The organism is Roseibium sp. (assembly GCF_965229775.1).
Classification (GTDB): Bacteria; Pseudomonadota; Alphaproteobacteria; order Rhizobiales; family Stappiaceae; genus Roseibium.
In genome coordinates this window covers 5,758,601-5,782,151 of the sequence record NZ_OZ245929.1, presented here as the reverse complement: position 1 = coordinate 5,782,151, position 23,551 = coordinate 5,758,601, and the positions used below count along the sequence as shown (strand labels likewise).

The window sequence follows — 23,551 nt, the reverse complement described above, 5'->3', positions numbered from 1 at the left end:
ATGAGAAGGCCGGGAGCTGATCCCGGCCTTTTTTGTTGCGACGGCTTGCTCAGAATGCAGCCGGGTAGAGGCCGCCATCCATCAGAAGGTTCTGGCCGGTGATGTAACCCGCGTACCGGGAGCACAGGAAGGCGCAGGCCTGCCCGAATTCTTCTGCGTTGCCGAAACGTCCCGTCGGGATCTCCGCGGCCTGCTGCGCCCTGATGTCATCCAGGCTCGTGCCGGTCTGCTGCGCGGCCCGCTCGAAACCGCCTCTCAGCCTGTCGGTGTCCATCTTGCCGGGCAGCAGGTTGTTGATCGTCACGCCGTGGGGCGCCAGCTGTCTGCACACACCGGCCAGAAACGCCGTCAGGCCGGCTCTGGCACCACTGGACAGGTCCAGACCCTCGATCGGCATCTTCACGGACAGGGACGTGATGTTCACGATCCGGCCGAACCCGCGTTCCTTCATGCCCGGAGCGACCGCCTGAATCAGCTCGACCGGCGTGACGAAATTCTGGATCGCGCCGTCGAGCATGGCTTCGCGGTCAAGTTCCGTATAGTCCCGTCTCGGAGGGCCGCCGTTGTTGTTGACGAGAATGTCCGGATCCGGACACGCGGACAGAAGCGCACGCTGACCTTCCGGCGAGGAAACGTCGGCGGCAATGCTGAGAACCGACACGTTGTATCTGTCCCGAATTTCCTTGCGTGTTTCTTCCAGAACAGCTTCGGTGCGGCCGTTCAGAACGATATCGCAACCGGCTTCAGCGAGCGCCTGCGCACAGCCTTTGCCGAGGCCGCGGCTCGACGCGCACACGATCGCCTTTTTCCCTGTGAGACCCAGATCCATGAAAAACCTCCATTTTTGCCACCCATAGCATATGGGAGCGAGAGCGCTATGTTGCTGTTAATGAAAAAAACAGATTTCGGGAACTCGCACGGAAGTCTTCGCATTTGTCATAATAATGCAACCTGAATCGCGTCTATAGCGCTGCTAATGGAATATGGAGAAATGCCATGTCTACCGCAGAGGCATCGCGACACTACCGGTCCCTGTTCATTTCGGATGTGCACCTCGGCACCCGTGGCTGCCAGGCCGAACTGCTGCTGGATTTCCTGAAGGACCACGACGCCGAAACCATCTACCTGGTTGGCGACATCGTCGACGGATGGCGGCTGAAACGGTCCTGGTACTGGCCTCAGCTGCACAATGACGTTGTGCAGAAAGTCCTCAGAAAGGGCCGCAAGGGCGCTCGCATTCACTACATACCGGGCAATCACGACGAGTTCTTGCGCAACTTCCTCGGAACGCATTTCGGCGGTGTGGAAGTCAGCGATAGCATTGTGCACGAAGCCGCCAACGGCAAACGCTATCTGGTCATTCATGGCGATCAGTTCGACGTTGTCATCCGCCATGCCAAATGGCTCGCGTTTTTCGGCGACAAGGCCTATGTCACCGCCTTGAGTGTCAACACCTGGGTCAATTTCATCCGCAGGAGCCTGGGACTGACCTACTGGTCCCTGTCCGCATGGGCGAAGCTCAAGGTCAAGAATGCCGTCAGCTTCATTGGCCGTTTCGAGGAAACGCTGTCCGACGAGGCCCGCCGGCAGGGGGTCGACGGCGTGATCTGCGGTCACATCCATCACGCCGCTGACCGCGATATGAACGGCATTCACTACATCAACACCGGCGACTGGGTCGAGAGCTGCACGGCTGTTGCGGAACATCACGATGGAACGTTTGAGGTAATCCGATGGGTGGATCAAGCCCAGGAGGGACCGGCACCGGCGAAATCCAAGGAAGCTCCGGTCGCCGCATGAGTTCCATCCTGATCGTGACGGATGCCTGGCATCCCCAAATCAACGGTGTGGTCAGATCGCTGGAGCGGACAGCCGAAGCGCTCGTCGCGACAGGTGTCAGGGTCGAATTCCTGACGCCCCAGGCTTTCAAGACATTGCCCTGTCCGACCTATCCCGAAATTCGCCTCTCCCTCACGCACAGGGGGATCGTCCGCCGGATGATCCGGGACTTCGGCTGCGAACACCTTCATATCGCGACAGAAGGGCCACTCGGCATACTGGCCGCAAGCGTTGCCAGGAAAGCGGGCGAGCCCTTCACGACGAGTTATCACACCCGCTTTCCCGAATATGTCTCCGCGCGCCTTCCGGTGCCCCTGTCCTGGTCCTACAGCTGGCTGCGCCGGTTCCACAATTCAGGCTCGGGATGCATGGTGGCGACCCGGTCCCTGGAGAACGATCTGCGCGCCCGCGGCTTCAACAACCTGATGCGCTGGTCGCGCGGTGTCGACGAGGACCTGTTCAAGCCGTATGAGGGCTCCGTTCTGCCGGACGATCTGCCACGGCCAGTCTTCATGTATGTCGGGCGGGTCGCGGTCGAGAAGAACATCAAGGCCTTTCTCGACCTGACGCTTCCCGGATCGAAAGTGGTTGTGGGGGGAGGTCCGCAACTGGAGGCACTCCGGCGCGACTATCCGGACACCCACTTTACCGGGGCCAAGCTCGGTGAGGACCTTGCCCGTCACTATTCGGCAGGCGATGTGTTTGTTTTCCCGTCACTCACCGACACGTTCGGAAACGTTCTGCTGGAAGCACTGGCCTGCGGCGTTCCTGTGGCTGCCTATCCCGTGATGGGGCCGCTCGACGTCATCGGCGATACGGGAGCGGGCGTGCTTTCGGAAAATCTGCAGGAGGCGGCTGAAGCCGCCCTGGACATCCCGCGGGACCATTGCCGGAACATCGCCCTGAATTACACATGGGCCGCCAGCGCGCAGCAGTTCCTCGACAATTGCATTGCCGCGCATGACATTCACAACACTCTGGCAGGCCGCGCAAAAGCCGCCGAGTAGACGCGGCGGACGGCGCCGTGCGGGCGGGACCCGGAGCATCCGTTGCCAAAGACGCTATCTGCATATTGAGTTACACCCAATACCTGATAAGTCATCGGACAACTCCACGTGTTCAAAGGTGACACCGATGACGGATGCTGTTGTTCAAACCGGTCGTGACGGGCTGCGGGATTATTCCGGCAAGGCCGTCACTTTCGATGATGTGGAGGCTGCCGCGCACCGCATTGCCGGGTTTGCGGTGAAAACGCCGCTGCTGCGCCACCCCGCGCTCGATGAACGCACCGGTGCGACCGTGCTCGTGAAGCCGGAAAGCCTGCAGCGCAGCGGGTCTTTCAAATTTCGCGGGGCGTTCAATTGCCTGACCCTGATACCGGAAGAGCAACGTTCCAACGGCGTGGTTGCGTGTTCCTCAGGAAATCACGCTCAGGGTGTCGCCGCCAGTGCGGGAATTCTGGGAGTCGATGCCACGATCGTGATGCCGGCCGACGCGCCCCGGATCAAGCTCGAGCGCACGCGTACCTTCGGTGCGAAGGTGGTCACCTATGACCGCGAGACGGAGGACCGGGACCAGATCGCTGCCGCGCTGTGCGCGGAAACCGGCGCGACATTCGTTCATCCCTTCAACGACCCGGCGGTGATCGCGGGGCAGGGGACCGTCGGTCTGGAAATGGCGGCGCAGGCCGAAGACATAGGGCATGGCCTGGACGACGTTCTGGCCTGTACGGGCGGCGGGGGACTTTCCAGCGGCATTGCGCTTGCGCTCGCCCACACGTCGCCGGACACGCGTTTTCACACGGTGGAGCCGGCAGAATTCGACGACTACAAGCGCTCGCTTGAAGCCGGAGCGCTGCTTTCGAACACGCGCAAGTCCGGCTCCATCTGCGATGCGCTCCTTTCCGAGACCCCCGGCGAAATCGGCTTTTCAATCCTGCGCCAGCTTGCCTCGGAAGGACTGACCGTAACGGACGAAGAGGTACTCGACGCCGTCGCCTTCGCGTTCAGGGAACTTAAGCTGGTCGTCGAACCAGGCGGTGCCGCCGCGCTTGCAGCGGTCCTCCAAGGAAAACTCCCGCTGCAGGGGAAAACGGTCGGTCTGGTGCTGACAGGCGGGAACATAGATCCGGACATGCTGGCGCGGGCTCTGTCGCGCTAGCATGCGGCCCGGCGGCAAAAACAAAAAACGCGGCTCAGGGCCGCGTCTTCAATCAGGGTTCGAGAGGCTGGGTGCTCAGTTGAAGAGCGCCTGGCGTTCTGCTTCGGAGAGCTGCTGAAGCGGATCGTCGGTGACTTCCTCATCCGATGCAGCCTCGTCTTCCAGTTCCCAGGCAACATCGGCCTCGGCCTCGAGTTCAGTCTCATCTTCGACTTCGGCCTCGGCCATGATGTCGGCCACATCTTCGGCGTCAGCTTCTGCCTCAATCTCAACGTCAGCCTCGGCTTCGGCTTCAACCTCGACTTCGTCCGCCCCGGCATCCACTTCGGTGTCGAACAGCAATTCGATCGCTGCCTCGTCGAGCGTGGCGTCCGGGTCGATTTCCCCGGCTTCGGCTTCCGCTTCGGCATCAACTTCGGCTGGTTCTGCCGGCGCCGCCGCGAACATGTCGTCGATCGCGGACGCATCCATCGGCTCGTCCCCGCCGGCCATGATGGCATCGACATCGGCCTCGCTTGCGGTGGCTGCGACGTCCTGAGGTGCGGGTGCCTCGGAAGCGGCGTCCGTTCCGCTTTCCTCAAGGGCCGCATTGAAGACATCGTCGCTGACCGACATCAGTTCATCAACGCTGTTCTGGCAGACGCCCCGCCCGGATCTCTGCGGACCGTTCAGCAGGTGCGCATCCGGACGCGTGTCAACCGGCCCGGCCGTATCTTCCGCTTCAACACCTTCGATGCCCCAGATTCCGATCATGAGATTGATACGGCTCTCCAGGTATCTGAGGACCTGCACGACCTTGTTCGTCCGCTGACCGGTAAGGTCCTGGAACGAGCAGGCCATGAAAATTTCCGTCGCCTTGGCATCGATCTCGTCGCAGGCGGCATCGTCGGCGCCGTTCTCGCGCAGGACCCAGGCCTGTTCCTGGATCTGTTCCGCAGCTTCCAGAATCGACTGGGTCGCGCCTTCGGTCTGTGTGACGATCGCATCGAGCTCGTGGGAGGCATCGACGAAGCGGTTGCTGTCGTCGTCTCCCTCGGCCTTGATATTCGCGATCTCGGCCTTGGTTCGCTCGATCGCCTCGTGCATTTCGGCAATGTCGAGGCGGATCTTGTCGAGATCCGGAACCTTGCGCTCGCGCGTGACGACCTTCTCCAGCCGCTGGATCGCGCCGAGGATTTCCGTTGTCTCAGGCGTTTTGTGGCGATTGAGATATTCTTTCAGAAACCGACGCCCGCGATCGGATTCCAGCAGGGTCTGCTCTAGAGTGTGATATTCGGCTTCGCCGATCAACTCTGGTTCTTGCTGTGTTGCTTCCGCTTTCATATGGACGCGATTCTCAACTTGCCTAAGGATCGTGTGTTGCCGTATCAGGGGCAACTTCACCCGGATCGTAGGGTGAAATTCGTTAACATCCCTTTATTCCGTCGCGGTTCCGGACCGTTTCGAAGGTCAAATGACAGATTTGTCCAACAGTGTTAGCGCAAGGGTTGCGGCCCTGTTTGCATGCCACTTCTTCGGCTTCGGACTGTTTCTTCCGTTTTTCCCGCTGGTCCTGGAATTTCGGGGCGTCAGCGCCGCGGAGATCGGCTTTATTCTGGGAGCCGGAACGATTGCCCGGATTGCGGCTAGCCCGTTACTTTCCAACATTGCCGACAGGACGGATCAGCGGCGGCTCTCCATCTTGATCTATTCAATCATCGGGGCGGGCTTCATTTCCCTGTTTTACCTGCCTGGCGGGCTGATTCTCGCCGGTACGGCCATGATCGGGTACATGGTGATCAAGGCGCCGATCCTGCCGCTGAGCGATGCTTATGCACTTGATGCGGCGCGCAACACCGGTGCCGATTATGCGCGGATGCGACTTTGGGGGTCGGTGGGTTTTGTTCTTGCCAATCTCGCCGGTGGCGCGCTCGCGGCGGAGAGCACGGCGTGGCTTATCGTGACGCTGACGGTTGCCGCATCTGTGGCCACCGGCTTCGTGGTTCTGTCCCTGCCGCGGCAAGAGAAAGACCGAGTCGACAAGCAAGACGTGGGCAAAGGCGCCGCGACCCCGTTTGCAAAATTCTGGTTCTGGCCGGTCCTGACGCTTCTCGGTCTGTTTCAGGCAACGCACGCTGCCTTTTACGGATTTGGCACGCTTTACTGGCGGTCGATCGATGTGCCCGATTTCACGATCGGCCTGCTGTGGGCTGTCGGTGTCGTCGCCGAGATCGCTTTGTTCACCATTGCGGGAAAACTGTCTCTCCGGTTCGATCCGCCGGTCTTTCTATTTGCCGCCGGTATCGCGGCAATTGTTCGCTGGGGCCTGTTTCCATTTGCGGACTCAGTCATCTTCATGGGCGCCTTGCAAGTCCTGCACGGGCTGACCTTCGGCGCGGCGCATCTCGGTGCCGTCGCGATCCTGGCAAAGGTCGTGCCGCCGCGCTGGTCCGGTACGGGACAGGGACTGCTCACTGCATCGATCGGTGTTCAAACGGCGATCGGACTTGCGGTTTCAGGCGCGCTGTTCCAGATCAATCCGCATATGCCGTTCTACCTGATGGCTGCGGCGGCCTGCGCCGGATCTGTCGCCCTTGTGTTCGCAACGCCGGTGATCCGGCGCAACATTCGTCTTCAGGACGCTTGAAGCCGCGCGGCTATCCCCAAAGCGCGGGCTCCGGCGGATACAGCGTGCTGTCGTCGAACCGCAGACCGGGCGAGCGGTCCTGAGAGAGCAGCAAGGGGCCGTCCAGGTCGACATAATCTGCGGTCTGCCCGATCAGCACGGCAGGTGCCATGGCAAGCGACGTTCCGAGCATGCAACCGATCATCACCTTGAAATCCGCCTTGCGCGCCGCATCAAGCAACCGCAGCGCTTCGGTCAGGCCTCCCGCCTTGTCGAGCTTGATGTTGACCGCGCCGTACTTGTCCCTGAGGCCGTCCAGCCCCTTGCCCGGAGACAGGCTTTCGTCCGCGCAGATGGTGATCGGAGACTGAAAGGCACTCAGCAGGTCATCGGATTTCGCGGGCAGGGGCTGTTCGATAAGTTCGACACCCACCTCGGCGCAAGCTGCCATATTCGTGTCGAAACAGCTTTCGTCCCAAGCTTCGTTGGCATCGACAATGAGCTTCGCAGAGGGGGCGGCGCTGCGCACTGCGCGAATGCGCTCGTCGTCGCCAGGACCCGCCAGCTTGACTTTCAGGAGCGGGCGATGGGCCGCCACAGCGGTTTTGCGCGCCATCGCATCCGGCGTGTCCACGCTGATGGTGAAAGCCGTCGTCACCGGGTGGAGGGTGCCCAGGCCCGCAAGGTCGGAGGCGGTCTTGCCGGCGCGTTTCGCTTCCAGGTCCCACAGGGCGCAGTCAACGGCATTTCGCGCGGCGCCCGCCGGCATTGCTTCCAGGAGGGCTTCCCGGGAGAGACCGGTTTTTAGCAGAGGGGTGACCTCCTCGATCTGCGTTTGAACCGTTTCAAGGGATTCGCCATAGCGCGGATAGGGCACACACTCGCCGCGGCCGGACACAGGCCCGTCCGAAATCGTGACGACGACAACCTTCGCATGTGTCCGGGTCTCGCGCGAGATCTTGAAACCGCCTGCGATTTCAAAACTCTCCGCCTCGATGCTGACACGTTGATTCATGGCGCGCCGAACTCTGCCGAGACCTTGTCGACAATCGCTTCCATGCCGAAACGCACCGGATCGGTGGCCGGAAGGCCGTGCTTTTCACCGACTTTCGCCAGAAATGCCAGCGCTTCGTCTTCGTCGAGTGCGGCCGTATTGACCGCGATGCCGATGCAGCGGATATCGGGATTCGTCAGCGAACCGCACTGGATCGTCATGTCGATGACCTGCTGGATGCTGGGAAGCGGTGTTTCAACGCCGCGCATTTTCGTTCTGGTCGGCTCGTGGCACACGATGAAGCCGTCCGGCTGCGATCCGTGAAGAAGACCAAGGGTGACGCCAGCGAAGGAGGGATGGAACAGCGAGCCCTGGCCTTCGATAATCTGCCAGTGATCGGCCTCGGTTTCAGGAGAAATCCACTCCGCGGCGCCGGAGATGAAATCGGCGACGACCGCGTCCAGGGAGACACCACGGCCGGAGATGAACACACCTGTCTGACCCGTTGCGCAAAACGAGCTGTTGTAGCCGCGGTCATTCATGGCGCGGTCCATGGCGAGCGCCGTGTATTTCTTGCCGACCGAGCAGTCGGTGCCGACGGCGAGGATCCGCTTGCCCTGCCTCTTCGTGCCCTTGCCGGTGGCGAAGGTCATGGAATTGTGGCGCACGTCGTGAAGCTGGCGGCCATTGCGTTCCGCGGCCTCCCGGATGGCCGGCACATCGCCAAGACGCACGTGGAGCCCCGAGGCCACGTCCATCCCCGAATCAAGCGCTTCGATCACGGAAGCGACCCAGTGATCGGGCAGACGGCCTCCCGCGTTCACCGCGCCGATGATCATTGTCTTTGCGCCAGCAGCTGCGCCCTCGGCGATCGACATGTCTTGCAGACCGGTGTCAGCGGCGCAACCTTGCAGCCTGACCTGGCCGAGACACCAGTCTTTCCGCCAATCCACGATGCCAATGGCGGTTTTGGCGGCCAGAGCGTCAGGGACATCCCCGAGAAACAAAAGATAAGGATGAGCGATTTCCATGGACAAAGCTTTCAAGTGGCTGCTGGACGTTAAAGTTCTCCATCAGGTATACGGGGGATATCGAACTAGCGGCAAGAGGGCAGCCATCCAGAATGGCATTCTTGGAAAAAAAGATTGATCCGGAGATGAAACTGGAGGCCGACGGTCCCGAGCACCAGTTTCTGGCTCTCTCCGGCGACTGGACCGTGAGCACGATCGGCGATGCGGAATCCGGGCTGAAACAGCTCGACGTTGCCAAGGACCGGCTGACCTGCATCGACGTTTCCAAGATCGAACATCTCGATACCAGCGGCGCATGGCTCATCCACCGGACGCGCGGCCGTCTTGAATTCGAGGGGCGGAAGGTCGGTCTCACGGGCGTGACGCCCGTCCGCCAACAGCTCTTCGACGAGATCGAACGGCATCACCCGCCGAGCTACAAGCCGGACCGCAGCGGTTTCACCATCGTCGGGTTCCTCGAGGCGACGGGCCGCACAATGGTCGACGCCTACAAAGACGGCCTGGCGATGATGCACATCCTCGGGTCGCTCGGGCTCGTCCTGACGACGGTCGTGGTCAACCCGCGGCGCCTGCGAAGCATCTCCATCGCCGTCCAGTTCGACCGGAGCTGCATCGGTGCGGTGCCGATTGTCGCCCTGATGAGTTTTCTGATCGGCGCGATCATTTCCCAGCAGGGCGGCTTCTACCTCAAGCAATTCGGCGTCGATATCTACGTCGTCGACCTTGCTGGTATCCTCATTCTGCGCGAAATCGGGGTCATCCTGACGGCCATCATGGTGGCCGGACGGTCCGGGTCCGCCTTTACCGCCGAACTCGGGGCGATGCGAATGCAGGAGGAAGTCGACGCCCTTCATGTCATCGGTCTGAGCGTGACGGAAGTTCTTGTTCTGCCGCGCATTCTGGCGCTCATGATCGCCTTGCCGGTGCTGACGTTCATCGCGGACATGTCGGCCCTGTTCGGTTCCGGCCTGGTCACCTGGGTCTATCTCGATATTCCGCCTGCCGCGTTTCTCACCCAGCTGCAGGTGGCGATCACCAACGAAACGCTCGCCGTAGGTCTGGTGAAGGCGCCCTTCATGGCACTGATCGTCGGCCTGATCGCCTGTGTTGAGGGCCTGAAAGTGGGGGGGTCTTCCGAATCTCTCGGCCGTCACACCACGCTGTCGGTCGTCAAGGCGATTTTCCTCGTGATCGTCGTTGACGGTTTCTTCGCCGTGTTTTTTGCCGCAATCGGGATTTGATCGACCGCATGACCATCACAGAGGCTGCACAGAACGGGAGCGAGACGGTATCGACCGGCGACGACGCGGATTTTGTCCTGTCCGTGCGCGATGTGACGGTGGGTTTCGGGTCGAAGATCGTCTTGCAGAGCCTCGATCTCGATGTCAGGCGGGGCGAAGTCCTCGGGTTCGTCGGCGGCTCGGGCATGGGCAAGTCGGTCCTGATGCGGACGATACTTGGTCTCACGCCCAAGCGATCCGGAACGATCTCGGTGTTCGGCCACGATCTCTCCACCGCAAGCGACAAGGAACGGAAGAACATCGAACGGCGCTGGGGTGTGCTGTTCCAGCAGGGCGCCCTGTTTTCCTCGCTGAGCGTGAAACAGAACATTCAGGTGCCGATGCGCGAGCATCTCAAGCTGTCGCCGCAGCTCATGGACGAGCTGGCCACCTTGAAACTGGAACTCGTCGGACTGCCACAGGACGCGGCGGACAAGTTGCCGTCGGAATTGTCCGGCGGCATGGTCAAAAGGGCCAGTCTGGCGCGTGCGCTTGCGCTCGACCCCGATTTGGTGTTTCTGGACGAGCCAACGTCCGGATTGGACCCGATCGGTGCGGCGGCATTCGACACGCTGATACAAAACCTGAGTTCAACTCTCGGATTGACCGTCTACATGGTCACGCATGATCTCGACAGCCTGCATTCGATTTGCGATCGCATCGCAGTTCTTGGGAATAAACGGGTTCTGGCTATCGGAACGCTTGAAGATATGATGAAAAATGACGATCCCTGGATTAAGGAATATTTCAGGGGTCAACGGGCGCTTCGCCGAGTATAGGTTGGACTGAATGGAAACCCGCGCGAGCTACATACTGATCGGTTCCTTCATGGTTGCCGTCCTGGCGGCTGCGTTCGGGTTCGTGTACTGGAAGGCGGCGACGGCCGAATCCCGCCAGAACGTCGACCTCAAGATCATCTATCCCGGCCCGGTCACGGGGCTGCCCGTCGGCGGTCAGGTGCTGTTCAACGGGATCAAGGTCGGCGACGTCAAAAGCCTCGATTTTGCACCGGACGACCCCACAAAGGTGGTCGCGACCGTCGGTATCAAACCCTCCACGCCGATCCGTGAAGACACCAAGGCAACGCTGAACTTCACCGGTCTGACCGGCATTGCCTATGTCGATCTGTCCGGCGGAACGTCGTCCTCGCCCCTGCTTCTCGGCAAGGATGACGGCAAGGTGCCTGTTCTCTACGCTGAAAGATCCTTCTTCGACGATATTGTCGACGGCGCCCGCGACGTGCTCAAGCGCGCCGACACGACCATGAAGACGATCGAGGACGTGCTCGTTGAAAACAAGCCACTGATCAACGACACGATCAAGAACGTCGAGACGTTTTCCGCAGCCCTTGCCGCCAATTCGGACGGCGTGAAGGACTTCATGGCAAGCATCGGCCAGGCGTCCGAGGCGTTTTCCAGCCTGTCCGGGCGGCTGGAGAAGCTCGTGGATCAGGGGGAGCGCCTTCTGGCCGCTGTGCCGTCCGACAAGGTCACTGCCATCGTCGATGACCTGACCACGTTTTCCAACAGTCTCGGCAAGGCAAGCAAGGACATCGATCTCCTGATGTCCGATGCGCAAAGCGCTGCCAAGGAACTGGACACCTTTACAAAGAAGCTCAACGAAGGCCTCGACAACGTTCAGAAGATCGTTCAGGCGGTCAAGCCGGAGGATGTCGAGAAGGTCATGACGGGCGCCGCTGCGCTGGGCGGGGTGCTTGAAACCAAGAGCGAGGATATCGGCAAGCTGATCACCTCGACCACCACGACCATGCAGAACATCGACAAGATCGTCGCTGTCGTTCAGGAGCGCGAAGGCGCCATCTCGGAGATCCTGGAAGGCGGCCGGGACGTCGTCGTGAAGGTCGATGCCATCATGTCGCGCGGTGTCGAGATTGCCGCCGCCATCGACCCGCTGCAGATCGAACAGGTGGTCCAGTCCGTCAGTTCGTTCACGACGGGCATAAACGCGTCTCTCGTGCGCGTGGACGAGGTGCTTGCCAGCGTCGACCCCCAGACGGTCGAAAGCGCCGTAGATGGTGTTGCCAGCGTGATCGACAACATCAACAACCAGCAAAGCCAGATCAACGAGATCATCGCTTCGACCAAGTCGACCATCCAGAATTTCGAAGCCGTTTCCGCGACCGTGCGCGATCAGGATGACCGGATCGCGGCTCTGATCACCGACGTACAGGCCGCTGCCGAACGGTTTGCCGAAACCCTTCAGACCGCCGACGGCCTGCTGAAGGCGGTGGATCCGGAAAAGGTCGCCAATATCGTCGGGTCCGTGGAAACGACGGCGTCGGAGCTCGCTAGCCAGGACAACGGAATTCCGGCCATCCTGCAGAGTGCACAGAAAGCGGCCGACAATGTTCAGGAGATGACCGCGAACCTGGCCAAGCGCACGCCGGATGTGGACCAGATCATCACCGATGCAAAGCAGATGACGGCGACCCTGAACGCGACCTCCGTACGGGTTGAGAGCCTTGTGGAGAAAGTGTCGACGATGGTCGACGGCGACGGCGAAGGGCTGATCAAGGAAGCGACGCAGGCCGCGGAGGCGATCCGCAAGGTGGCAGTTGCGTTTGAAAGCCGGGCCGATTCAATCGCCGGCGGGCTTTCCAAATTCGCAACACAGGGCTCGTCCGACTTCACGGCGGCACTGGCGCAGCTCAACCGGACGCTGGTGTCGATCCAGCGCGCCGCGGAAAGTTTCGAGCGCAGCCCGAACCGGGTGATCTTCGGCGGCGAGGATGTTCCGACATATTCCGGCGGACGGCGCCGATGAACGGGAAAAGAAACAAGGGCAAAGGTGCATGACAAAGGCAACAGCCAAACTGACACGTCGGGGGGTGCTGGGAGTCATGGGCCTTGGCGCGCTCGCCGGCGGCTGTGCGAGCACGGCCCCTTCGGCGTTCTACAGCCTGACGTCGGCGGATGTGGACAGCCTGCGTGGCCGGTCCAGCCGGGTGCAGGTCCTGGTCGCGCCACCGCGTGCCCTGAAAGCGCTGGATACCAGCTATATCGCCGTTGTCGATGACGGCCCGATCTACAGCTACTACCCGAAGTCGGCATGGGCGGACACGCTGCCTAACGTGGTTCAGAGCAAGCTCCAGGAGACGCTTCAGAACACCGGCCGCCTGCGCGGTGTTGGCCTGCCGGGTGACGGCCTCCTGATCGACTATCAGCTGCAGACCGAGATCCGGGCGTTCGAGCTTCAGGTGTCCGGCAACCGCGGCGTGGTTGAAATCTCCGCCCGCGTGGTCAACGACCGGAACGGGCGCACGGTTGCCACCAAGGTCTTCCGCGCCGAAACGCGGGCGGGCAGCTCGTCCGTGGACAAGGCGGTGGAGGCGATGAACAGGTCCGCCGACCGCGTCTTTGCCGAAATGGCCGCCTGGACGCTCCGCAACGTCTGATCCGTTTCAGATCAAATCAGCATCAGGGACAGCGCCGGTACCGCGATCAGGAGCGCGAGCCGGAAGATGTCGGCTGCCCAGAAGGGCAGAACCCCGGCGAAAATCGTCCGGAGCGGCACATCGGTGAGGACGGAACGCAGGACGAAGACATTGAGACCGATGGGCGGCGAGATCAGGCTGATTTCGGTGACCACAACGACGACGATGCCGAACCAGATCAGCACCATGTCCGGATCGGAGAGGATGCCGGTCCCGAAATCCAGCGACGTGACTAGCGGGAAGAATACAGGCACCGTCAGGAGGATCATGGACAGACTTTCCAGCACCGCGCCAAGGATGATGTAGATCAGCACCAGAACAAGCATGACCACATAGGCGTTGACGTCGAGCGACTGGACGAATGTCAGAAGCGCATCCGGGACGCCGGCGTAGCTGATGAAGTTGGAAAAGACCTCCGCGCCGATGATGATCGCAAAGATCATCGCGGTTGTGCGGGCACAGTTGAGCCCGGCGGTGAAGAGCTTTTCAAAGGTCAGGCCGCCTGACAGGAACGCGATGATCAACGCGGTTGCCGCCCCGATGGCCGCTGCCTCGGTGGGCGTGAAGAAACCGCCGTAGATACCCACCATGATGACGGCGAAGAGACCGAGCACGGCCAGCACGCCCCAGACGTCCTTGCGTTCCAGCGCGATGTCGTCATGTTCGGAGGGGGCGAGGGCAGGCTTGAAAAGAACCGTCACATAGACGGCGGCGAGATAGAAGACCACGCCGAGCAGCCCGGGGATGATCCCGGCAATGAAGAGCTTGCCGATATCGGCTTCCGTCAGGAGGCCGTAGATGATCAGGATGACGCTCGGCGGGATGAGAATGCCGAGCGTGCCACCGGCGGCGATGGAGCCGGTCGCCAGGCTGTCCGCATAGCCCGCCTTGCGCATCGAGGGCATGGCCACCTTGGACATGGTCGCTGCGGTCGCAAGCGAGGAGCCACAGACGGCGGAAAAGCCGCCGCAGGCAACGATCGAGGCCATGGCGAGGCCGCCGCGCATGCTGTGCAGCAAGCTATGGGCGGTGCTGAACAGCGACTGGCTGACGCCCGAGATGGTCAGAAGGTTGCCCATCAGGATGAACAGGGGGATCACGGAGAGCGTGTAGGAGAGGCCCGTGTCGAAGGCTGCATTGCCGAGCAGGTTCAGCGCCGCGTTCCAGTTTCGAAGGGCGGCGAACCCCAGCGTGCCGACAATCACCATGGCAACGGCGATCGGCACGCGCAGCAGAACGAGGCCGAAAAGGGCAACGAATCCAATCAGTGCTTCAATCACGTATCAGGCCTTTTCGCGCAAACGGCTGAATGTCCAGAAAACAGCGACAACGGCGGAAACCGCGAAGGACGCCGTGCCGAGCCAGCCGATCAGGTAGAGCGGTACTTCCAGGGAATCGGTCACCTGGCCACGGCGCTGCAGTTTTTCCGCGTGTTCGAACAGTTCTCTGGCGATGATCAGGAAGACGGCGACGGTCGCCACGCCTGCGCAGATTGCGCCCAGATACTTGAAGACCTTGCTCTTGAGCCCGTCCAGAAGCTCCACCTCGATATGTTCGCCAGCTGCTGTCGTGAGGGGCAGGGCGAGAAAGATCAGTGAGGCCAGCAGCAATTGCGTCAGCTCGTAGGCACCGTTGACCGGGCTGTTGAAGAGATACCGCGCAACGACGTCCACGCAGGTGAGCCCGATCATGGCCGCCAGCACCAGAAGACAGGCAAGACCGAGCAGGAAGGTGGCACCACGCCGGAAGCTGCTGGTCCGGCGTGGTGCGCCCTTGTCGGGTTCAGTCGGTGTCATCAGTTGCTGATGCCGGTCTGGCTACGGAAATCGGCGAGAGCAGCAGCGCCATCGAAGCCGGTTTCCTTGACTGCGTCCGCCCAGGCGGCTTCGTGCGCGGCCGCAAGTTCCCGGATCTTGCCGAGGACAGGTGCGGGTGCTTCGTAAACTTCAACCGACTTGTCGGCAATGAATGCGTTTCCGCGCGCATCTGCGCCGTCCCAGACACTGCCGGCGAGTTCAGCCAGCGCGGCTCCAGACACTTTCTCGATTGCCGCCTTGTCCTCGTCGGACAGGCCGTCCCAGATATCCTCGTTCATCACCATGAACCAGGAGGTGTTGTAGATGCCGCCAGGGACGCTCATCGAGGACGTGATGTAGTCCGTCAGCTTGAAGGCCTGGAGCGCCTCGATCGGGAACGTGACGCCGTCAATCACGCCGCGGGAGAGCTTTTCATAGACTTCGCCCGGCCCCATGAATTGTGTCGTGATCCCGAGATCCTGAGACAAATCAGCGATGTAGCCACCCGGTGTGCGGATCTTCAGACCCGAGAAATCCTCCGGCGTTTCAATCTTGCGCTGGTTGTTGTGAAACATACCGGGACCATGGATCCAGAGCCCGAGAAGTTTCGTGCCCTGGTGCTCGGCCTGGGCGTCGAGCTGTCCGCCATAGACATCCCAATAGGCCTTGGATCCGTCCGTTGCCGTGTCGGCCATGAAGGAAAACTGGCCTATGCGCGAGCGCAGGAAGCGATCGTCGCGGGTGAAGGAATGCAGACCATAGGTGATGTCGGCAACACCGTCTGCCGCCAGATCGTAATGCGCGGGCGGCGGCCCGAGCGGTTTCGGCAGGATGCGCACGGTGACCCGTCCGTCCGTCGCCTCCGCGACCTGCTCTGCCCAGGGCTCTATCACACCCGTTACGATCGGGTGCTTCGGCGGCAGCCAGGACGAGAGAACCAGTTCGTCGGCCGCGGCGCTTGAAAAAGCGCCCGACAGCGCGGTCGCCGTCAGGCCGGCCAGAATAGAGAGACACTTGATCGATTTCATGGTTTTCCTCCCACTTGCCTGCCGAGATCCGATCACTCCCCGATCGGGATACAACCCGGCATTCGATGGTCGAAAATAGTTGCAAATGAAACTAAGTCAATCCTAAAATGGGGAAACCGAGAATTGCGGCCGAGACATCATGACCAGACCCGATAACAGCAACGCAAAGAAACCGATGGAAAGCAGGGAGGGTGAGAGCAGCCCTGCTTTCGAGCTGCAGAGGTTTTTTCCCTATCAGGTGAGGGTGTTCTACAGCGATGTCACCAATGCCCTGTCCGCCGTCTACCAGCGCGACTACGGCATGATGCCGGCCGAGTGGCGCACCATGGCAATCCTGGGAGCAGCGGGAACCGGTCTCCAGGCAACGGATATCGTGTCGCGCTCGAGCATGGACAAGGTCGTTGTCAGCCGTGCCGTCAAGCGGATGGAAGAGCGCGGATACCTGAAGCGGTCCACCCATTCTGAAGACGGAAGAAGTTTTCTTTTGGAGCTCAGCGCCGAAGGCCGTGCAGTTTACGAAGACCTTGGGCCGAAGCTGCTTGCCGTCGAACGCAAGATGCTGAGCGGATTGAGTGAAGACGACATATACGGTTTCCTGGCGATCGCACAGCGCATCCGCGACAACCTCTCTGCGGACGGGGAGGCACAGGATTAGGGTACGGACTCACAAATGAAGCTGATTTGGCGGCAGAAATGGCAAATTCTCGCAAGGAAGCGTGCGCAGAGCGGGCTTTATGCCCGGTCAAGCGCGGTGACGCAGCGAGGTAAAGCCATTTTGCCGTCCTTCGGATTTGGCCGTCTTGGCCATCTGCATCGTCGCGAAAGGCTTGAAAATGAACCACATTTCCTGCGCTTTCGCTCCTCGCAGTTGGTCAAAACGATCCAAACCAAATTAACTTCATTTGTGAGTCCGTACCCTAGGCCCGGCGTCTGCGGTTTCCTGCGCGCGATTGAAACAAAAAAGGCGGCCCGTGGCCGCCTTCTTCATGTTCTATCCGCCAGTCCCTAGTCGAGACGGCCGCTTGCGTGTGCCAGCATCGTGTAGACCTTGCCGGTGTCCGAGGTGAGGTAGGTCTGACCCAGCATGTTGTCCCGGTCATTGCGTGAGACCTGTGCCAGCAACTGTTCGAAATCAGACACGTACCTTTCGACCGCGGTGCGGAATTCCGGGTCACGCGCATATTTCTGACGAATCTCGTCAAAGGTCTGCTGACCCTGAAGCGTGTACAGCCTGCGGGTGAACACGTTGCGTTCGCCGTTCCGGTACCGGTTCCACAGATCGATGAAGGTCTCATGGTCAATCGCTCGGGCGATGTCGACCGAAAGCGAGTTGAGGCTTTCCACGGTCTGCAACGGTGTGCGCGCCATGCTCGTGTCGGCGCTTGCATCCTCGTCACGCGATGCCCGGCGCAGAAGATCGGCGACCCAGCCCTTGCCGGCGGGGTTACCGCCCTGGTTCTGTGCCGGCTGCTGGCGCCGCATTTCAGCGGGACGCGGCTGCTGTGCAGGACGCGGGTCCGCCTCCGGTGCCTGCCGCTGGGGTGCCAGCGGTTCGGGCGCGAAGTTCTGAGGCGAGGGGGCAGGCTGCGGAGCCGGTGCGCTTGCGGCAGCGGCCTGGGCCTGCGGCCGCGAGACATCAAGCGAGTTGGACTGCTTGGCCACGATCTCCGACAGTTCCGTGAGGGCACGGATCTGCTCGTTCACGACCTTGCGCAGGGCCGCGGAGGATTCCTCGGCTTCGTCCGGAAGGTTGAGAACGCCCTGTTTCAGTTCGTTGCGGGTCGCTTCCAGTTCGTGGTGCACCTCGCGGGCGACATCGCGCATCCGTGCCGCGGCATCGTTGAAGCGGTCCGAGGCGTCGCTGACCGTCTTGGTCATTTCGGAGATGATGTCGTCCTGTGCCGAACGGATGGCATCGCGGGCCTTCTGGCCTTCCATGCCTGCCGTGAGGCGCATTGACTCGAACTGTTCGGCGACCTGCTTGGACGCGGCCTCGGCGGCAGCTCCGAGCATGTTTGCGGCTTCGCGTGCCTTGTCGTCGGCCGATTCGAGCGTGTCGGACAGGTTCTGCGAGAAAGACCGCATCAGGGTGTCGACAGCTTCCGTCTTGGCCAGGAGCGTATCGGCAACTTCCTCGATCGCCGTGCGGCGTTCGGAGACCCGGCCCTCAACAGACTTGTTGGTGTCTTCCAGATGACGCGCGGCACGTGTCAGTTCTTCCGACTGGTCGCCGAAGCGGTGGGTCAGGTTCTGGATGTCCGCGAGCGTTATCTGGGTGACGTCGCGAAGGTTGGACACCTGCTCGTTAATGAGTGACGTGGTCTGGTTTGTCTCCTGGACGGCGCGGTCGACCGCGGACCGGAACTCGCCGGCCCGGCGGGCAAGATTGCCTTCCACCTCAGTGAGGTTTTCACCCGCCGTGGTGACGATGCCCTGAAGGTTGGTGTTGGATTCCTCGACCTTGTTGAGGATCTCGGTCACATCGGCTTCCAGCCGCTGTTTCGTGTCGCTCAGAAGTGACGAGGCCCGTTCGCTGCGTTCATTGATGCTCGCAATGATCCGGTCTCCCGCCTCGACGAGCGTCCGGGTCGCATCAAGGCCGGTATGGGCGAACGTTTCCGTGACGTCGCGGCCCTTGACCGTGATGGCATCGAGAATGGCACCATGCACTTCCGACAGACGCCCGGTCAGGTCGTTGGCACGGGCCTCGATGGCATTGATCAGGTCGTTGCCATCGGTTCCGACGATACGCGCCAGTTCACCGCTGCGTTCGCCGAAGGCCTCGTTCAGAGACGTCGCTTTTTCCATCAGTTCGTTGGCGACATCGTTGCCACGGCCGACAAGCAGTTCGGCGGCTTCCGAAACCGCGCTGTTGACACGCGCACGGACCATGCCGGCTTCGCTCGACATCTGTCCACGGATGTCTTCCAGCGTTTTGGTGAGCGTCGCGCGGGCCTGTTCGCTTTCGGCCGACAGGTTTCCGGAAATCTCCGCTATCACCTTGGCAAGGTCGCCGCGGATCTTCTCGCTTTCGCCCGAGAGCGATCCGGTGAACTCTGCTAGCGTTCCGGCATAGAGCGTCCTTGCCTTCTCGCTTTCGGCGGCCATGGCACGTGCCGCGTCGGCCACTGCGGACAGGACCAATTCGCGGATCTTGGTGCTTTCGCCGGACATCGCCCCGGTTGCCTGGTGCATCGCATTGCTGACCACGTCAGCCGCCTTCTGGCTTTCGCCTTCCAGGACGCCACGGGCTTCGCCCACGGAGCCAAGCACGATCTGGCGCATGCGGTCGCTTTCGCCGGCGAGCTTCTCGGTTGCCTGGTTGAGTGCGGTGTCGACGACTTCCACGGTTTTCGTGCGCTCATCGGAGAGCGATGCCGCCGCGGCCGTGACGGCTTCCTGCACGGTGTCGCGAAGACGCGTGCTTTCTGAGGATAGCGTGGCCCCGGCTTCGGAAATCACGGCCGTCAGAATGTCGCGTGCGCGTTCGCTCTCACCGGTGAGCGTGCCGGAGATGCTCTCCAGGCGATCGTTCAGAATGGTTTCGAGCTGGTTGGCGCGGCTATCGAGGGTTTCGGCGACCTCGAAGACCTTTGCGCCAAGCGAAACGTTGATTTCGGCAATGCGCTCCGACAGCGACTCGGTGAGCTGCTCACTCTGTTTTCCGAGCACGTCCCCGGCCTCGGAAAGGCGCGTGTCGAGGGCGGTGGTCATCTCGTCCTGACCGTCGACGAACGCCTTGGCGATCTCCTTGGTCCGCGAAATGAGCGTTTCGGAAATCTGGCGCGCGCGCGCATCGAGCGTTTCGTCGATGCGGTCGGTTCCGCTGGTCATGGAGGCGGAGAGAAGCTCGGCTTTCTCGGCCATGGAGGCAGCAGCGCCGTCGACGCGCTCTGAGAGCGTGTCGCCGATTTCCGTCGCACGTTCGGCGAGGGACTTGCCGGCAGTCTCGATGCGCTGGCCAAGTTGCAGCGTGATGGCATCCGAGCGATCCGCCAGAACGTCGGTGATGTTCCGGGTCTTCTCTTCCAGAGCGTCGCTGATACCCGTCGTGCGGTTTTCGATCGCGTCAGACAGGATCTGGGTGCGTGCCTCGAGCGTTGCCTCGAAGGAGGCCGTCCTCTGGTCGAGAGTCAGGTCAAGCGTGCTGATGTGATTGCCGAGGGACGAATCCATCGCCGTGATGCGCTCGCTGATGGACCTGTCCATGGTGGACAGGCGGTTTTCAAGCGCTGCGTCCATGGTCGTCACGCGGGCGCCGAGCGAGGCATCCATCGTGTTGAATCGGCTCTCGAGAGTCGTGTCCATGAAGGAAATTTTTTCGCCAAGGGACATGTCCATGGAGGCAAAACGCTGCTCAAGCGACCCATCGAGCGTGCTGATGCGGTCGGTGAGCGTCGCGTCCATCGACGAGAACCGGTGTTCGAGCGACGTGTCCATGGTGCTGATGCGGTCTGCAAGCGTCGCATCGATGGCGTTGTAGCGCTGCTCCAGGGAGGCATCCATGGTGCTGATGCGATCGGTGAGCGTTGCATCCATCGACGTGAATTTCTGCCCAAGTGTCTCGTCCATCAACGAGAATTTCTGTTCGAGCGACGTATCCATCGAGCTGATGCGGTTGGTGAGGGTCGCATCAATCGCGCTGTAGCGTTGTTCGAGCGAGCTATCCATGGTGGCGATACGTTCGCCGAGAGCGGAATCCAGGGACGCGATGCGCTCGCCAAGGGACGCGTCGAGCGCCGTGCCGCGCTCCCCGATCGATGCATCGATCGCCGCTGCGCGTTCGGTAAGGCTGGTGTCGATCGCCGCCAGCCGGTTCCCCAGCGTGGCATCGATCGAGGCAGCGTGATTGCCAAGAGACGTGTCGAGCGTCGTCGTGCGTTCGGTGAGCACGGCCTCGACAGCCGCCAGCCGGTCGGTCAGCGATGTGTCGATCGCGGCAGCATGGTTGCTCAGGGACGCTTCGAGGGTCGCCGCGTGACCGCCTACGGCGGCATCGAGCGTTGCGGCATGGCCGCCGACGACCGAGTCGATCGCCGCGATCCGGTTGCCGAGAGAGGCATCCATCGTGTCGATGCGCGATGCAAACGTGGCATCAAGCGTGGACAGGCGGGAATCCATGGCTTCCGACAGAAGCAGGGTTTTCGTGCCGAAGGCCTCGATCAGCTGGCCGCCGCGCTCGCCGACGATTTCTTCGAGCTCGGACAGGCGCGTGGACAGGCCTTCGTTGAGGGCACCGCCGCGCAATTCCAGCGTTTCGGCAATCTGACCGCTGACCTGGTTGATGTCGTGTGCCACCCGGTCGCCGCGGCTGCCGATGAGTTCGGCAAGCTGGGTGCCGGTTTCGGCGAGCGTCTGGGTGAGGGTGCCGGTCTGTTCTCCGAGCCCGGCCGCGAACTGGCTGGAAACGCTTTCCAGCGTGTCCCTGAACCCGACGGTCTGCTGTTCCAGCATCGTCGCCATTTCGTTGCTGCGCGCCGTGAGGCGTTCGTCCAGTTCGGTTCCGTTGATGGAGATCGCCGTGTAGATGCGCTCGGAGATGCTGTCCAGCTTCTCGGCAAGTTCGCCGCCGCGGACAGAGATTGTCTGCGTGAGGGAGCCGGCGGTCTCGTCGAGTTTCGCCGCGATTTCGCCGCCGCGAAGGGACAGGTCAACCACGATGCTCTCGCCGGTTCCGCGAAGGATTTCAGCAACTTCCGTCGAACGGCCCGACAGGGTCTCGACAATCTCGGCGCCACGGATCGAAATCGTGTCGGTCACGGCCTGACCGCGCTCCGAGATGCTTTCGACAACGCGTGTGCCGGTCTCAGCCAGCGACTCGTCGAGGTTCGTGACACGTGTGTCGACCGTCGAAACGAGTTCTTCGGTTCTGGAGGTGATCGTGTCGATCAGCCGGCCCGAGGTGAGGGACAGGTTGGCATTGATCTCTTCGCCGCGCTGGGTGATGACGTCGCCCACCGTGACACCGGTGTTTTCCAGCGTCGTGCGGAATTCGTCGGCCTTGCTGCTGAGCGTCGCGACAACGGAGGTGCTGGAAGAGGCCAGCGTTTCGTTGATCTCGGTTCCGCGCGCGGTCAGCGTCTCGACGAAGGCATTCGCGGTTTCGGCAAACTGTTCGTTCACCTGGTTGCCGCGCGCCGACAGGGTCTCCCACATCGTTGCGCCGGTTTCCGACAGGTTGTCGACCAGCTCGTGGCCCGTCAGTGACAGGCGGGAGACGTAATCTTCCGCGCGCACCGTCAGGTTGTCGACCAGTTCGTTGCCGGAGGCGTTGAGCGTCGCACCGAGGGATTCAATGCGGCTGTCGACGGTCGAGGTGAGTTCCTCGACGCGGCTGTTGACTGCATCGATCATGCGCTGCGACGCCTGATCGACGGTCTCGCCAAGCTCGTTCGACGTTCCGGAGAGCTGCGAGGAGAATTTCTCGTGTGCGCCGGCAATCGTCTCGCGCACGCGCTCTGCATTGATGACGATCGACTCGCGCTGGCTGACGAGTTCCTCGATCAGCGCGCGGATCTTGAGTTCGTTGTCGTTGTAGGAGCGCTCGAGCGACGAAACCTCATTATGAACAAGTACTTCGAGCTCGCTCGCGCGTGCGATCGCACGCTCGATGCCGTCACCCATCGCGGCGACTTCGCGCCGGATCGCCTGACCGACGCTCAGGATCGACTCCTTGGCCATGTCCTCGGGTTCGGCAAGACGCAGTGCGACTTCGGTCATGCCGCGCGCAACAATGCGCATTTCCTGCGCACGCCAGATCATCATGGCCATGACAAAGAAGAAGATGATCGGGACAAGAATTCCGACCGCGGCGAGGATGATTTCAGGCGAAGAAAGCAGGGCCTGCGTGTCGAGCGTGGAGACCTGTTCGGAAAACGTGGAGAAGAAAAGGCTTCCGCCGAGGGCCGCCCAGACAGCGCTCAGGGCCAATGCGCCCCAGAACGGTGCCGAGGAAGGACGGCGCTGCAGGGCGTAGATCAGGTTGCCGATGTTCCGGCGATCGTCATTGGCAGCCGGCGGACGTCCGCCGCGGCCACGCCGGCGCGGCGCGCGTTGTTCTTCGCGCGCTGGTTCGCTCGAGGCCGGCGGTTTGGGCTGTTTTTCGGGTTCCGTTTCCTCTGCCGCGCTTGCTTCCGGGGCCGCGTCATCGAAATTGAAAGTCGCGTCCGGGCCGCCGAAATCGAGCTTCAGGGCTTCTTCAACTGCTGACAGGGCCGCTTCCGCAGGATCCTTGGCCTTTGTCGGATTTGCCATTTATGGTCGCCTCACGTCCGTACTCATTACACGCCGGGAACACTTGCCAGCCGCGCGCTGCGGCCGTTCCCAAGTCTATCTGATGCGTCTTTCCGCGTCTGCCATTGGAC

18 protein-coding genes are annotated in these 23,551 nt (G+C 61.5%); 10 read left to right on the top strand and 8 right to left on the bottom strand.

What is annotated here, in order from left to right; translation table 11 throughout:
- Positions 1–49 precede the first annotated feature (49 nt).
- On the bottom strand, positions 50–829 hold the full coding sequence (locus ACO07N_RS26370; protein ID WP_421983848.1) for an SDR family oxidoreductase: 780 nt from the start codon (positions 827–829) through the stop codon (positions 50–52).
- Positions 830–996: 167 nt separating this feature from the next.
- Here ACO07N_RS26370 and ACO07N_RS26365 point away from each other — a divergent pair, with 167 nt between their 5' ends.
- The 3 genes from ACO07N_RS26365 to ACO07N_RS26355 all read left to right on the top strand — a co-directional run bounded on the left by ACO07N_RS26365 (position 997) and on the right by ACO07N_RS26355 (position 3,999).
- Positions 997–1,800, top strand: a complete 804-nt coding sequence (locus ACO07N_RS26365) for a UDP-2,3-diacylglucosamine diphosphatase (protein WP_421983847.1) — start codon at positions 997–999, stop codon at positions 1,798–1,800.
- Complete coding sequence (locus ACO07N_RS26360; RefSeq protein ID WP_421983846.1) at positions 1,797–2,846, top strand: glycosyltransferase family 4 protein; 1,050 nt, start codon at positions 1,797–1,799, stop codon at positions 2,844–2,846. The genes ACO07N_RS26365 and ACO07N_RS26360 overlap by 4 nt, the downstream gene beginning before the upstream one ends.
- Before the next feature lie 127 nt (positions 2,847–2,973).
- Positions 2,974–3,999 (top strand): threonine ammonia-lyase, encoded by a 1,026-nt coding sequence (locus tag ACO07N_RS26355; protein WP_421983845.1) that lies wholly within the window; start codon positions 2,974–2,976, stop codon positions 3,997–3,999.
- A gap of 75 nt (positions 4,000–4,074) precedes the next feature.
- On the opposite strand, the gene ACO07N_RS26350 is transcribed toward ACO07N_RS26355, so the two are convergent.
- On the bottom strand, positions 4,075–5,322 hold the full coding sequence (locus ACO07N_RS26350) for a protein phosphatase CheZ (RefSeq protein WP_421983844.1): 1,248 nt from the start codon (positions 5,320–5,322) through the stop codon (positions 4,075–4,077).
- Between the two features lie 130 nt (positions 5,323–5,452).
- Between ACO07N_RS26350 and ACO07N_RS26345 the strand changes: the two genes are divergently transcribed.
- Positions 5,453–6,625 carry an MFS transporter gene (locus ACO07N_RS26345; protein ID WP_421983843.1) on the top strand — a complete coding sequence of 391 codons (1,173 nt, stop codon included), beginning with the start codon at positions 5,453–5,455 and terminating at the stop codon, positions 6,623–6,625.
- 10 nt (positions 6,626–6,635) lie between these two features.
- On the opposite strand, the gene dgcA is transcribed toward ACO07N_RS26345, so the two are convergent.
- A complete protein-coding gene (dgcA, locus tag ACO07N_RS26340) occupies positions 6,636–7,619 on the bottom strand; it encodes an N-acetyl-D-Glu racemase DgcA (protein WP_421983842.1) in 984 nt (327 codons plus the stop codon).
- The gene (dgcN, locus tag ACO07N_RS26335; RefSeq protein ID WP_421983841.1) at positions 7,616–8,629 is read right to left on the bottom strand and encodes an N-acetyltransferase DgcN; all 1,014 of its coding nucleotides are present in this window, start codon (positions 8,627–8,629) and stop codon (positions 7,616–7,618) included. Before dgcN ends, dgcA begins: the two co-directional genes overlap by 4 nt.
- 92 nt (positions 8,630–8,721) lie before the next feature.
- Here dgcN and ACO07N_RS26330 point away from each other — a divergent pair, with 92 nt between their 5' ends.
- The 4 genes from ACO07N_RS26330 to ACO07N_RS26315 are packed head-to-tail and all read left to right on the top strand — an operon-like array spanning position 8,722 to position 13,324.
- Positions 8,722–9,870, top strand: coding sequence for an ABC transporter permease (locus ACO07N_RS26330; protein WP_421983840.1), 1,149 nt, complete (start codon positions 8,722–8,724; stop codon positions 9,868–9,870).
- Positions 9,871–9,878: 8 nt separating this feature from the next.
- Positions 9,879–10,688 (top strand): ABC transporter ATP-binding protein, encoded by an 810-nt coding sequence (locus ACO07N_RS26325; protein ID WP_421983839.1) that lies wholly within the window; start codon positions 9,879–9,881, stop codon positions 10,686–10,688.
- Between the two features lie 10 nt (positions 10,689–10,698).
- Positions 10,699–12,693: an MlaD family protein gene (locus ACO07N_RS26320; RefSeq protein WP_421983838.1), complete on the top strand. Its 1,995-nt coding sequence runs from the start codon at positions 10,699–10,701 to the stop codon at positions 12,691–12,693.
- Positions 12,694–12,721: 28 nt separating this feature from the next.
- A complete protein-coding gene (locus ACO07N_RS26315) occupies positions 12,722–13,324 on the top strand; it encodes an ABC-type transport auxiliary lipoprotein family protein (RefSeq protein WP_421983837.1) in 603 nt (200 codons plus the stop codon).
- Between the two features lie 11 nt (positions 13,325–13,335).
- On the opposite strand, the gene ACO07N_RS26310 is transcribed toward ACO07N_RS26315, so the two are convergent.
- From ACO07N_RS26310 to ACO07N_RS26300, 3 genes are read right to left on the bottom strand one after another with little or no spacing between them, the layout of a single operon-like run.
- Positions 13,336–14,643: a TRAP transporter large permease gene (locus ACO07N_RS26310; RefSeq protein WP_421983836.1), complete on the bottom strand. Its 1,308-nt coding sequence runs from the start codon at positions 14,641–14,643 to the stop codon at positions 13,336–13,338.
- A gap of 3 nt (positions 14,644–14,646) precedes the next feature.
- Entirely contained in the window at positions 14,647–15,159 is a 513-nt protein-coding gene (locus ACO07N_RS26305) for a TRAP transporter small permease (protein WP_421983835.1), read from the bottom strand.
- Positions 15,159–16,187 (bottom strand): TRAP transporter substrate-binding protein, encoded by a 1,029-nt coding sequence (locus ACO07N_RS26300; RefSeq protein ID WP_421983834.1) that lies wholly within the window; start codon positions 16,185–16,187, stop codon positions 15,159–15,161. Before ACO07N_RS26300 ends, ACO07N_RS26305 begins: the two co-directional genes overlap by 1 nt.
- Positions 16,188–16,326: 139 nt before the next feature.
- Between ACO07N_RS26300 and ACO07N_RS26295 the strand changes: the two genes are divergently transcribed.
- Both ACO07N_RS26295 and ACO07N_RS26290 read left to right on the top strand, forming a co-directional pair.
- Complete coding sequence (locus ACO07N_RS26295; protein WP_421983833.1) at positions 16,327–16,842, top strand: MarR family winged helix-turn-helix transcriptional regulator; 516 nt, start codon at positions 16,327–16,329, stop codon at positions 16,840–16,842.
- Positions 16,843–16,857: 15 nt separating this feature from the next.
- Positions 16,858–17,196 carry a hypothetical protein gene (locus ACO07N_RS26290; protein ID WP_421983832.1) on the top strand — a complete coding sequence of 113 codons (339 nt, stop codon included), beginning with the start codon at positions 16,858–16,860 and terminating at the stop codon, positions 17,194–17,196.
- On the opposite strand, the gene ACO07N_RS26285 is transcribed toward ACO07N_RS26290, so the two are convergent.
- Entirely contained in the window at positions 17,193–23,441 is a 6,249-nt protein-coding gene (locus tag ACO07N_RS26285) for an antitoxin (RefSeq protein WP_421983831.1), read from the bottom strand. The two genes, ACO07N_RS26290 and ACO07N_RS26285, sit on opposite strands and share 4 nt — an antisense overlap.
- Positions 23,442–23,551: the final 110 nt, after the last annotated feature.